This is a genomic window from Halopseudomonas laoshanensis (genome assembly GCF_008365385.1).
GTDB classification, from domain to species: Bacteria; Pseudomonadota; Gammaproteobacteria; order Pseudomonadales; family Pseudomonadaceae; genus Halopseudomonas; species Halopseudomonas laoshanensis.
Genome location: NZ_QOVF01000007.1, coordinates 59,804 through 72,067, shown reverse-complemented (window position 1 = coordinate 72,067; position 12,264 = coordinate 59,804). Strand labels below are relative to the sequence as shown.

8 protein-coding genes are annotated in these 12,264 nt (G+C 61.1%); 6 read left to right on the top strand and 2 right to left on the bottom strand.

Going from position 1 to position 12,264, the window contains the following annotated elements:
* The first annotated feature begins 21 nt into the window (after window positions 1–21).
* From DT594_RS16485 to cydC, 6 genes are all read left to right on the top strand, one after another.
* A complete protein-coding gene (locus tag DT594_RS16485) occupies window positions 22–384 on the top strand; it encodes a CidA/LrgA family protein (protein ID WP_149333944.1) in 363 nt (120 codons plus the stop codon).
* On the top strand, window positions 381–1,103 hold the full coding sequence (locus DT594_RS16480) for an LrgB family protein (RefSeq protein ID WP_149333942.1): 723 nt from the start codon (window positions 381–383) through the stop codon (window positions 1,101–1,103). Before DT594_RS16485 ends, DT594_RS16480 begins: the two co-directional genes overlap by 4 nt.
* Window positions 1,104–1,306: 203 nt before the next feature.
* Window positions 1,307–2,710 carry a cytochrome ubiquinol oxidase subunit I gene (locus tag DT594_RS16475; protein ID WP_149333940.1) on the top strand — a complete coding sequence of 468 codons (1,404 nt, stop codon included), beginning with the start codon at window positions 1,307–1,309 and terminating at the stop codon, window positions 2,708–2,710.
* An 8-nt stretch (window positions 2,711–2,718) separates the two neighbouring features.
* Window positions 2,719–3,720, top strand: a complete 1,002-nt coding sequence (gene cydB, locus DT594_RS16470) for a cytochrome d ubiquinol oxidase subunit II (RefSeq protein WP_149334091.1) — start codon at window positions 2,719–2,721, stop codon at window positions 3,718–3,720.
* Window positions 3,704–5,383, top strand: coding sequence for a thiol reductant ABC exporter subunit CydD (gene cydD / locus DT594_RS16465; RefSeq protein ID WP_218574547.1), 1,680 nt, complete (start codon window positions 3,704–3,706; stop codon window positions 5,381–5,383). The genes cydB and cydD overlap by 17 nt, the downstream gene beginning before the upstream one ends.
* Entirely contained in the window at window positions 5,376–7,025 is a 1,650-nt protein-coding gene (gene cydC / locus DT594_RS16460) for a thiol reductant ABC exporter subunit CydC (protein ID WP_149333938.1), read from the top strand. Before cydD ends, cydC begins: the two co-directional genes overlap by 8 nt.
* A 33-nt stretch (window positions 7,026–7,058) precedes the next feature.
* Here cydC and DT594_RS16455 read toward each other — a convergent pair whose 3' ends face one another.
* Together DT594_RS16455 and DT594_RS16450 are read right to left on the bottom strand one after the other, a co-directional pair.
* Entirely contained in the window at window positions 7,059–10,370 is a 3,312-nt protein-coding gene (locus DT594_RS16455; RefSeq protein WP_149333936.1) for a carboxyl transferase domain-containing protein, read from the bottom strand.
* Window positions 10,370–12,061, bottom strand: coding sequence for an AMP-binding protein (locus DT594_RS16450; protein WP_149333935.1), 1,692 nt, complete (start codon window positions 12,059–12,061; stop codon window positions 10,370–10,372). The genes DT594_RS16455 and DT594_RS16450 overlap by 1 nt, the downstream gene beginning before the upstream one ends.
* Between the last annotated feature and the right edge of the window lie 203 nt (window positions 12,062–12,264).

The window sequence follows — 12,264 nt, the reverse complement described above, 5'->3', positions numbered from 1 at the left end:
TGCTAGTAAGTGGATTTACTTATGCTGTTACGCGGACTGACTTGGCTCATCGTTTTTCAGTTGCTCGGTACTGGTTTGAACGTTCTGTTCCTGCCGTTTTTACCCGGCCCTATCATTGGTATGGTGTTGCTGCTGATCTATTTGGTGGTGCGCGGCGAGGTGGGCGAGCCACTTGAGCATGCAGCTGGCGGCTTGTTGAAATATCTTCCCCTGATTCTTGTGCCGCCCGCTGTCGGCGTAATGGCCTACGGCGCCGAGATGGCCCGTTACGGTCTGGCCATGGCCGTCACCCTGTTTGTCTCGTTGTTTCTGGCACTGCCGCTGTGCGGATGGATCATGGAGCGCCTGATGCGTCGCAAGCTGGCCCGGGAGTCGCAATCATGAGCGGCAGTTTGCTGTTGGCCTGGCAGGCCATTATGGATCACCCCTTGTTCTGGGTTGGCGTCACGCTAGCGGCTTACCAGAGCGGTGTGACGCTTTACGAGCGCAGTGGCATGGCGGTGTTCCATCCGGTGCTGGTATCCATTCTCCTGTTGATCGGCATCATCCTGCTGCTGGGCGGGGAGCTGAGTGCTTACCATCAAAGCGTTACACCCTTGATGGTGCTGATCGGCCCGGCAACCGTGGCCCTGGCCGTGCCGCTGTATGTAAACCTGAAGCGTATTCGCGAGTTTCTTTCGCCGGTGCTGATTACGCTGTTGGTGGGTGGCGTTTTCGCCACGCTGGCGACCATCGTCATTGCCTGGGGTCTGGGCATCGAACATTCGCTGGTCATGACCATGGCGCCGAAGTCGGTCACCACGCCGATCGCCATGCTGGTCGCTGAACAGACTGGCGGTATCGCTGCCCTGGCAGCGGTATTCGTCATGATCACCGCGGTTATTGCCGCGGTATTCGGCCCCTGGCTGCTGCGCATTGTCGGTGTTCGCTCCGAGGCCGCTTGGGGGCTTTCCATGGGTATCTGCGCCCATGCCATAGGTACGGCGCTGTCGCTGGAAAGAAGCAAAGAAGCCGGCGCGTTCGCAGCCCTGGGCATGAGTTTGATGGGCATTACCACCGCCATCCTGCTGCCGCTGGCAGTGACGCTGTGGGTGCTGGTCTAACTCAGGCTTAAAGCTGCGGCAATTCACCACCTGGCCCTCACAGCGATGTGGGGCCACACTATCTCCTAGAGCATGTTCCAGGGTCATATTCGGTTTTGGAACATTCCTGGCCTAGATGCGGTCACAGCCTCGTTCCGTTTTAACTGACCCGCTGTCATTTACCGCATAAGCGGCATCAACTTTTCCATTAAGGAGCTGTGCGCATGGAATTGGATCCTCTCCTGCTGTCACGCATCCAGTTTGCATTTGTGGTGTCGTTTCACGCGATATTTCCGGTCTTTACCATCGGGTTGGCATCTTTTATTGCCTTCCTCGAAGCGCTGTCGTTCAAGACCGGCAATCCGGTCTGGGAACGCTTGTCCAAGTTCTGGGTACAGGTGTTTGCCGTGGTGTTCGCCATGGGCGTGGTCTCGGGCATCGTCATGTCTTTCCAGTTTGGCACCAACTGGAGTAACTATTCCTACGCAGCCGCCAACTTCCTCGGGCCGATGCTCAGCTATGAGGTGATCACCGCCTTTTTCCTCGAGGCGGCGTTCCTCGGTGTGCTGTTGTTTGGTCGCAACAAGGTGCCTAAGGGTGTGCACCTGTTTGCTGCCTGCATGGTGGCGCTGGGCACCTTCATTTCCGCCTTCTGGATTCTGGCGGCCAATAGCTGGATGCATACACCCGCCGGTGTCGAACTGCGCGACGGGGTGTTTTTTGTTACCTCCTGGACAGAGGCGATCTTCAATCCCTCTTTCCCTTATCGCTTTGCGCACATGGCGGTTGCGTCCTTCCTGACGGGGGCTTTTGTGGTGTCGGGGGTTAGCGCCTGGTACCTGCTGCGCGGACGTGAGATCGAGGTCAATCGCAAGGCGCTGTCCATGTGCCTGTGGTTGATTCTGATTCTGGCGCCCACCCAGGCGGTCATTGGTGACTTCCATGGTATCAACACGCTGGAGCATCAGCCGACCAAGGTGGCGGCAATGGAAGGCAACTGGGAAACTGCCTCCGGTGTGCCCTTGCTGCTGTTTGCCTGGCCCGATCAGGAAGCCCAGAGCAACCGCTTTGAAATCGCGATCCCCAAACTCGCTAGCCTGATCCTCACCCATGATCTCAACGGAGAGGTGCCGGGGCTCAATGAGGTCGCGGTTGAAGAACAGCCCCCGGTGATTGTGGTGTTCTGGGGATTCCGGGTGATGGTTGGTCTGGGGCTGCTGATGATAGCTACCGCCTTTACCGGGCTGGTGCTGCGCTATAAGCAGCGCTATTGGCAGACGCCCTGGTTCCTGCAAGGGTTGCGGCTTATGAGCGTAACGCCCTTTATTGCGGTATTGGCTGGCTGGATCGTCACCGAATCCGGGCGTGCTCCCTGGCTGGTATACGGTTTGATGACCCACGCCCAGGGGGTGACGCCCTCGCTGACTGGCGGCATGGCGCTCTTTACCCTGCTCGGCTACATCCTGGTTTACGCGATGATCTTCAGCGCGGGCCTGTATTACCTGATGCGCGTATTGCAGGACGGTCTGGAAGTCGCAGAGCGTGTTACCGAGCTGGATGATGATGTACACCGGCCGGCGCGGCCATTTTCCGGCAGCGACGTATCTTTTGAACAGAAGGGGTCCTGAACATGGAAATGGAAATCTTCGACCTGTCGATGATCTGGGCCATGATTATCGCCTTCGCGGTCATCATGTATGTGTTGATGGATGGCTTCGATCTGGGCGTGGGCATGCTGTTCCCCTTCGCGCCGGATGAGGACGCCCGCGACGTGATGATGAACTCGGTGGCACCAGTCTGGGACGGCAACGAGACCTGGCTGGTATTGGGTGGCGCAGGGTTGCTGGGCGCGTTTCCGCTGGTCTACTCGATTCTCTTGCCAGCCTTGTACATCGGTGTGTTCCTGATGCTTGCCGGTCTGATCTTTCGCGGCGTGGCGTTCGAGTTCCGGTTCAAGGCGAAGAGCTCGCGTTACCTGTGGAACTGGGCCTTTGCCGGCGGTTCCTTTCTCGCCGCCTTTGCCCAGGGCGTGGTGGTCGGCTCCTATATTCAGGGCTATGAGACTGAAGGCCTTGCCTACGCTGGCGGTGCGTTTGACTGGCTGACGCCTTTCACGGTGATGACCGGGATCGGGCTGATGGCCGGTTATGCGCTGCTTGGCTGCACCTGGCTGATCATGAAAACCGAAGGCTATATTCAGGAATGGGCCTACGGCCTCGCGCCCTGGTTACTCGGTGCGGTGCTGGCGGTGTTTGCGATCATCAGCATCTGGACGCCTTCAGTTGACCCTGCCGCCTTTGAGCGCTGGTTTGCGGTGATTCGCTGGATCTGGATCTTCCCGGTGCTGGCGCTGTTCTTTGCCTTCCAGATTTGGCGTGGCCTGAGAAAGCGCAAGGAGGTCCTGCCCTTTATCGCCACCATGGCGATGTTTGCCTCGACCTACTTCGGTCTGCTCTGGACCCGCTGGCCCTATGTGATCCCACCTGACTTCACCCTGTGGGATGCGGCCTCGGCGCCGGAATCGCAGCTGTTCCTGCTGCTGGGAATGCTGTTCGTGATCCCCATCATCCTCGCCTATACGGCCTGGACCTACTGGGTATTCCGCGGCAAGGTCCGCGTGGGTGAAGGCTATCACTGAGTCCGGCCGCCGTAGCCGCAACTGGTTGCGGCTCCAGGGAATTGCAGTCCGGCCCTGGTTGCGCGCTGCGGTATTGCTGGGGCTGCTGCATACCCTGACAGTCATGGCCCAGATGGGCCTGATTGCCTGGTTGGTACATGCCCTGCTGGTCGCGCACGTGCCCTATTTCAATCTCTTATGGCCGGGCGCTGGTTTGGCGTTGGCCATTCTGTTGCGCGCGCTGGCGCAGGGCGCCCAGGAACGTTGCGGTCAGCGTGCCAGCGCCCAGGTACGCCAGCAGGCACGGGTGCAGATCGCCAGCAGCTGGGCCGACCTGGGGCCGGTGCGTTTGGCAGATCGCTCCAGCGCGACTCTGACCAATCAATGGGTCGAGCAGGTGGAAGCGTTGGACGGTTACTACGCGCGCTACCTTCCGCAGCAATGGCTGGCATTGCTTTCCCCGCTTCTAATACTCGCGTTGGTGTTCTGGCTCGACTGGCTTGCGGCACTGTTCCTGCTATTCGCGGCGCCATTGATTCCGCTATTTATGGCGCTGGTGGGCATGAGTGCGGAGAAAGTCAGCCAGCAACACGTACTCGAAGCCGGCCGACTGGCCGGGCATTTTCTTGATCGGGTGCGCAGCTTGACTAGCTTGCAGCTGTTCGGTCAGGTCGGCGCGGCCACCCTGTCGGTGCAGGAGGCGGCCGAGCGCTACCGCTCTGTGACCATGCGCACCCTGCGCGTGGCCTTTCTCTCGTCTGCGGTGCTGGAGTTTTTTGCCTCGGTGGCGATAGCGGTGGCGGCCATGTATATCGGCTTTGGTTTGCTCGGCTATATCCAGTATGGGCCGGCAGCGGAACTGACGCTGTTTTCCGGTCTATTTATTCTGCTGCTGGCGCCGGAGTTCTTTCAGCCGCTGCGTAGCCTGGCGCAGGCCTATCATGATCGGGCTGCGGCGCTGGCCGCGGCGGACAGTCTGGGCGCTTTGCAGCTTGAAGCGGCCAGCTTGTTCCAGCCTGAGCAAGGTGCATCTGCCGCGGATGCCGGCCACCTTCATATCCAGGATCTGGTGCTTGCTTATCCCGGCCGCGGCCGTGTGCTTGATCGGATCAATCTAGCTATTGCCCGTGGCCAGGTTGTGGCGGTAGTGGGGCCGTCGGGCTCAGGCAAGTCGAGCCTGCTGCATTGCCTGGCCGGCTTTGTACAGCCCGACGAGGGCGTGATCAGTTTGTTCGGAGGCTCACCGGGTCAACAGCCGATTGCCTGGCTGGGGCAGCGGCCCTTTCTGATTCAAGGCAGTTGGGCCGACAACCTGCGACTGACTGCGCCACAGGCGGAGGCGCCAGGCATGTTGCGCGCGATTGAGGCTGTAGGTCTCGGCACCTTGCTGGCAACTCAAGCCGATGGCCTGGACACCCAGCTGGGCGAAGGCGGGCGCGGTCTGTCCGGTGGGCAAGCGCAGCGCCTGGCGCTGGCGCGGGTCTGGTTGTCTGACGCCGAGCTGGTATTGCTCGACGAGCCCACCGCCAGCCTCGACGAGCACAGTGAAGCCGAAGTGATAGAGGCGTTGCGGGCGCTGGCGGGCAGTGGCAAAACGCTGGTTATTGCAACCCATCACCCTGCGCTGATGGCGTTGGCGGATCGCCGCGTCGACCTGGTCAAGGGGAGACTGACGCATGTCTGAACTCAAACCCTGGCTGAATCTGATCATGCAGCGCCGCGCACGCTTGTGGATTGGCGCGTTGCTGCTGGCCCTGACGCTATTCAGCGCAGTAGGGCTGCTGGCGCTGTCAGGCTGGTTTATTACTGCCACCGGTGTAACAGCGCTGTTGTGGGCAGCGGGCCAGCGGGTAATGTTCGATGTGTATATGCCCGGCGGCGGCATTCGCTTCTTCGCTCTGACGCGCACCGTCGCGCGGTATTTTGAACGGGTGTTTAATCACAATACCGTGCTGAGTCTGCTTGCGGATCTGCGCGGCAAGCACTTCGCGGCGCTGGCAGCGCTGGACGGCACGACCCTTGGCCGGCTGCGGGCATCACAGTGGCTCAACCGTCTGACCGCCGATATCGACACGCTAGACACCATGTATCTGCGCTTGCTGGCGCCCCCGCTGGTGGCATTGCTGGGGGTTGTGCTGGTCTGCGGGTTGATTGCGATATTCCATGCATCACTGGCGCTGTTGATTGGTGCTCTGCTGCTGGCACTGCTGTTGGCGCTGACATTGGGGATGGCGCGCTTAGGCTTGCACTACAGCGCCCGCCGTGTAGAGCAGTTGGACGGCCTGCGGGTACTGGCCGTCGAGCAGTTGCAGGGTTTGGCCGAGCTGAGCGCCGCCGGCACGCTGGGCTCACATCGACAGCAATTGCTGTCAGCCAGCCAGCGCATGCTGGACGATCAATTGGTGCTGCAGGGCCGCATTGCCTTTGGTCAGGTGCTGGCTACGCTCGGGGTGATGGGCACAGTGGTGGTGGGGCTGTTTGGCACTATTCAGGCTTATATTGCCGGACTGTTGTCCGGGCCGGTCATGGTGATGATTCCGCTTGCGTTGATGGCCTTGAGCGAAGGGTTTGCCGGCCTGCCGGCGGCCTTTGCGCAATTTGGCGGCACCCGCGCGGCGGCCAGGCGCTTGAATCAGCAGACGGCGATGAGCACGGCGCTGCTGGACCCGGCCCAGCCAGCGGCTTTGCCAGCAAATTTGACGCTGCACTGGCGGGATGTCTGCGTGAAGTACGCGGGACTGCAGCAGCTGGATTTGACCCTGGCGGCGGGTAAGCGGCTGGCGATAATCGGGCCCTCCGGTAGCGGTAAGTCGACCCTGGCCGCGCTGGCTGCACGGCTAATCGATCCTGATGCAGGGCAATTGATGCTGGCGGCCACCCCGTTGAAGCAGTTGTCGCTGAGCGAATGGCGAGCGCAGGTCGGCTATCTGACCCAACAAACCGAATTGCTGCATGACAGCATTGCCGCCAACCTCTTGCTGGCCAATCCGGCAGCCACCGACCAGCAGCTTTGGCAGATGCTGGAAATGGTCGACCTTGCTGAAATGGTCAGCGCATTACCTGCCGGTATCAACACCTGGGTCGGGGAGTCCGGTAAACAGCTGTCCGGTGGCGAAGGGCGGCGCCTGGCCCTGGCGCGCGTATTGCTCAAGGACGCGCCGCTGGTGATTCTGGATGAGCCCTTCAGCGGCCTGGATGCGGCCACGCGCGAGCGCGTCAGTCAGCGCCTGGAGCCCTGGCTAGAGGGCAGAACGGCGCTGTTTCTGGGTCATGATGCGGCCTTGCTGCCCAGGGCAGATCAGGTGATCGCCCTGGACTCGCTTTAACCCGCAGCAAAAAACGCGCAGCAGCCTTATGCGCTACCAGGTATCGACGAACGGCCGCGTACCCTTGGACAAGGATTCCGGTGGTGCGGAGCTGAGGCCGCGCAATAGCCAGTCGCGGGTTTCCATCGGGTCGATGACCGCGTCGATTTCCAGGAAACTGGCCATGCTCACGCCCTTGCCGCGACGATAGAGTTCGGCAACCAGCTTGTCGAATTGCGCCTGGCGCTCGCCTTCATCTTCGATGGCCGCCAGCTCCTTTGCATAGCCCAGTCTGACCGCGCCCTCCAGTCCCATGGCACCAAACTCGCTGCTCGGCCAGCCGATGGTAAACATCGGCGCCATAAAGCTGCCTGCCGCCATCGCCTGCGCGCCCAGGCCGTAGCCCTTGCGCAGCACCACGGTGAAGAAAGGTATTTTCAGGCTCGCCGCGGTCACGAACATGCGCGATACATGGCGCACCGTGGCCTGGCGCTCGGACTCTGGCCCAACCATAAAGCCGGGCGTGTCGCACAGTGAGACCATCGGCAGGCCGTGGGCCTGGCACAGCTGCATAAAGCGCGCGGCCTTGTCGCCAGCCACGGCATCAATGGCGCCGCCCAGATGCATGGGATTATTCGCGATCAAACCGAAGACTTTGCCGTTGATACGGATCAGCGCGGTGATCAAGCCAGGCGCGAACTGCCGACGCAGTTCCAGCACAGAGCCAGTGTCAGCCAGCGTTTCAATGACTTCGCGGATGTCGTAGACGCGCAGGCGGTTTTCCGGAATCAGGTGGCGCAGCTTGCGCTGATCAGCACAGTCGCCACCGGGCAGGTCGCTACCTGGTAGATCACCCTGGAAATACGCCAGATACTGCTTGGCTACCCGGGTGGCTTCGGCTTCGTCCTTGACCAGCACGTCGATCACGCCGTTAGGCCCATGCATGCTCATCGGACCCACCTGCTCGGGCGTATAGCTGCCCAGGCCGCCGCCTTCGATCATCGCCGGGCCGGCCATGCCCACGGTGGCGTTCTCGGTGGCAATGATCACGTCGCAGCAACCCAACAGCGCCGCGTTACCGGCAAAGCAGCGGCCGGAGACCACGCCCACCAGGGGTACCTGACCGCTCAGCCGCGCCATGCGCATAAAGGTAGTGCAATCGAGTCCGGCGACGCCGACCTTGTCGATGTCACCGGGCCGGCCGCCGCCGCCTTCGGTAAAAAACACCAGCGGCAGGCGCCATTGCTCCGCCAGCTCGAGCATGCGGTCGGTCTTCTTGTGGTTCATCGCGCCCTGGGTGCCGGCGAATACCGTGTAGTCGTAACTCATCGCCATGCAGCGTGCGGTCACGGCGCCGAACAGGTCGGCATTCACCGTGCCGATGCCGGTAATCAGTCCGTCCGCAGGGCTCATCTTCAGCAGATCCTCGTGGCTGCGCCTGGTGCGCTGCGCGGCCAAGGCCAGGCCGCCGTATTCCATAAAGCTGCCTTCGTCGAGCAGGTCGGCGAGGTTCTCGCGCGCGGTGCGCTGCCCGGTTTTACGGCGTTTGGCTACGGCGTCAGGGCGGCGCTCATCGGTCAGATTGGCGTGCAGCTCCAGCAGTTCGGCCAGGTCGGCGCGGATATGCGCAATATCGATCTGCTCCTCATTCAGCGCCTCGCCACCCTCAACGTCAGCCGGCTCCAGAAACAGTAGCGGGTTGCCTTCAAACAGGTTGTCGCCCGGAGCGCAGGCCAGCACGCGGACGATACCGCTGCGCTCGGCCTTGACCACGAATTCCATCTTCATCGCTTCCATCACCGCGACTTGCTGACCAGCGGCAATGCTGTCACCGGGTTGCACGTCGAGGCTGATCAGTACGCCCTGCACCGGGGCGTTCAGCGGCTCAGTGCCGGCCGGCGCATCCACTGCCGCTACTGGCGCTGACAGGGCATGACCTGCGTGTTGAAAATACAGATGGGGGTGGGCCTGCTTGCTCTCGCCAGCGCGAGCGGCGATCAATTCCGCGGCATGGTTTTCAATAAAGCCGGTGGTTACCTGATTGTTCTGCACCTGCGGGTGGGCGAGCAGATTCTGCAGAAAATGCAGATTGCTGCTGACGCCTTCCAGGCGGAATTCACAGAGCGCTCGATAAGCGCGGCGTAGCACTGCCTGATAGTCGGCGTTGGCATGCACGATCAGTTTGGCCAGCAGTGAATCAAAGCTAGGGCTGGTGGTGTAGCCACTGTAACCATAGCCATCCACCCGCACTCCAGGGCCGCTCGGTGGCTCATAGGCGCTGAGGGTGCCCCCCGCCGGCTTGGCGCTGCCATCGCTGCCCATGCTTTCCAGATTGATCCGTAGTTGCACGGCGTAGCCTTGGGCGGCGGGGATCTGCGCTTGGGTAAGTCCCAGCTCTTCAAGGCTGGCTCCGGCAGCCAGGCGGATCTGCGTCTGTGCCAGGTCGATGCCGGTAACGGCCTCGGTCACGGTATGTTCGACCTGAATGCGCGGGTTGGCCTCCATAAAGACGAAGTCGCCAGTGTCCTCGTCCAGCAGAAATTCCACAGTGCAGAGTCCGCGGTAGGCCACCGCGCCGGTCAGTTTGATCGCGGCTTCCAGCATGCGCTGGCGCAGGGCCGGGTCTAGACTAGGCGCCGGGGCGATTTCAAGCAGCTTCTGATTGCGCCGCTGCAGGGTACAGTCGCGCTCCCACAGATGACTGACCTGCCGCCCATCGCCGATGATCTGCACTTCGATATGGCGCGCATTGCGAATCAGCCTTTCGGCATAGAGCTCGCCACTGGCAAAGGCCGCCTTGGCTTCGGAGCTGCAGCGGGCAAAGGCCTGTTCCAGATCAGCGATATCCAGCACCGCACGCATCCCCCGTCCGCCGCCGCCAGCCAGGGCTTTGAGCATGATGGCGCTACCTGCGCCGAGCTCCTGCATAAAGGCTTGCGCCTGCTCCAGGCTGGTGCTCTGGTTGGTGCCCTGTACCAGTGGCACATTGTGCTCCAGCGCCAACCGCCGGGCGCTGGCCTTGTCGCCGAAAGTCTCCAGTACGCTCGCAGCCGGGCCGATAAAAGTAATGCCGGCTTCATCGCAGAGTCTGGCAAACCGCGCGTTCTCGCTAAGGAAGCCGTAGCCGGGATGAATTGCATCGCATTGATGTTCTTGCGCCAGCCGGACCAGTTGTTCGGCATCCAGGTAAGCACTGGCACCCCGGCCTGTGAGCGCCACGGCCTGATCGGCCTTGCGCACATGCAGGGACTGGGCGTCGTCTTCGGCAAATGCCGCCACGCTGAGCATCTCCAGCTCGGCGGCGGCGCGGGCCAGACGGATGGCAATTTCACCACGGTTAGCGATCAGTATTTTCTTGAAGGTCATCAGAGCCAGCCCTGCAGTTCGTTCTTTTTCACTTTGCCGGTGGCGGTCATCGGCAGGGATTCTACCAGTCGCACTTCCGGTACCTTGTAAATGGCCATCGTCTGCTTGCACCAATCCACCAGTTGCTGCGCATCCAGATTGCTGCCGGGTTTTTTCACCACGAAGGCCACCGGGCATTCGCCGCGTTTGTCGTCATGGCGGCCGATTACCGCGGAAGCGAGGATCGCCGGATGCTGACCAAGCATGGCTTCCAGCTCGCTGGGAAACACACTCATGCCGTTGACCTTGAGCATTTCCTTGCGCCGGCCGAGGTAGCGGATAAAACCCTGTTCGGTAATCACGCCGCTGTCGCCGGTATGCAGCCAACCATCACGCAGCGCTTCTGCGCTGGCCTCGGGTTTGTTCCAGTAGCCCTTGAGCAGCGAAGGTGAACGCACACATAGCTCACCCTCACTGCCCAACGGCAACAACTCGCCCGTGGCGAAATCGCAGACCTTGAACTCGGTACCGGGTACCGGCAGGCCAACAAAGGTCGGCGCCGACTTGAGATCGAAGTCGTCGTCTTGCAGGCCTGCGGTAAAGGTATCGCAGGTATGCGTCTCGGTCATGCCAAAGCTGGTTTCAAACAACGTGCACCCGGTCAGCTTGCGCCAGCGCTGGCGGTACTCGGGGGTGAGCTTCTTGATAAAGGACACGCAGCTGGTAATCTGCAGTGAGCTGAAATCGAATTCGCTGACCTGCGGGTGATCGAGCACTTCCGAGGCGCTATCGACCAGCAGCCCGGTGTGATTGACCCGGTAATGCTGCACCGCGCTCATGAAGGTTAGCGCGTCCCAACGGGCCAGCAGGACCAGCGTGGTGCCGGAGAAAACCGGGAACAGCAGGCCTGCGTTTTCGCCGGCAATCCAGAACTCGGGCATGAAGTTCAGGCTGACTCGCTCGCTGTCCAGCCCCAATGCGGCAGGAACAAAACTGGCGCAGGTGTAAAGCATATCGCCATGGGTATGGATGCAGCCTTTGGGCAGGCCGGTGGTGCCGCCGGTGTAGTTCAGCGCGGCAATGTCGTCCAGTGCCGGTCGCGGCAAATCCGTTGCCGGTTGGATACCCTTGAGCGCGGGCAGCATGTCGATGTAATCGGTGACCGCGAGTTTAGGCGCGCGCAGCAGGTCGGGCACCGGAATCGGCGGCTCTGCGGGACAGATCTCGGAGAGGCTGGTCGCAATGGCCAGCCGCACCTGGGTCTGTTCGCGAATCTCGCGAAACACCGGCAGCAACTGATCGAAGCAGACAATCACGCTGGCGCCGCTGTCCTTGAGTTGGTAACTGAGCTCCATCGGCATCGCCATGGGGCTGACTGGAGCATGGATGGCGGCGGCCTTGAGAATGCCGTAAAAGGCGATATTTAGCTGCGGGCAGTTGGGCATGAACACTGCCACCCGATCGCCGGGGCGCACTTCCTGTTCGATCAGCAACGCGGCAAAGCGATCGCTCAGATCATCCAGTTCGGCATAGCTGAGGTCATGGCCGTAAAAGCGCACGGCCGGTTTGTCCGGCGTTGTTTCGGCCCAATGTCGCAGATATTCGGTCAGTGACTTTTCACCCAGCGGGTATACGGGCGCCTTCGCGCTCTGCGCAGGCCACGCTTGTTGCTGCTTTAGTTTCAGCTCGCTGAGGTAGGTTGGTTCATGCATGGCGGACACCTGATATTGTTTTTTTGCCGATCATTTGTTTCCGATAAGGGAAATCCTACGGCTTTATTGCAATGGGTGCTGGTTTAGCAGAGAGACATGAGTGAAAGGAATAAGACGTTATCGTCTGACCGAATGGATTGCCTGTCACCAGCGGTTGCAGGTCAGAGCATGCTTGAGGTGGGCCGCCTGGTCGAGCAGACGCG

Bases quoted from the DNA above. Each gene is read 5' to 3' on its own strand.
- DT594_RS16485 (WP_149333944.1), top strand. From the start codon at position 22: ATGCTGTTACGCGGACTGACTTGGCTCATCGTTTTTCAGTTGCTCGGT.
- DT594_RS16480 (WP_149333942.1), top strand. From the start codon at position 381: ATGAGCGGCAGTTTGCTGTTGGCCTGGCAGGCCATTATGGATCACCCC.
- DT594_RS16475 (WP_149333940.1), top strand. From the start codon at position 1,307: ATGGAATTGGATCCTCTCCTGCTGTCACGCATCCAGTTTGCATTTGTG.
- cydB (WP_149334091.1), top strand. From the start codon at position 2,719: ATGGAAATCTTCGACCTGTCGATGATCTGGGCCATGATTATCGCCTTC.
- cydC (WP_149333938.1), top strand. From the start codon at position 5,376: ATGTCTGAACTCAAACCCTGGCTGAATCTGATCATGCAGCGCCGCGCA.
- DT594_RS16455 (WP_149333936.1), bottom strand. From the start codon at position 10,370: ATGACCTTCAAGAAAATACTGATCGCTAACCGTGGTGAAATTGCCATC.
- DT594_RS16450 (WP_149333935.1), bottom strand. From the start codon at position 12,061: ATGCATGAACCAACCTACCTCAGCGAGCTGAAACTAAAGCAGCAACAA.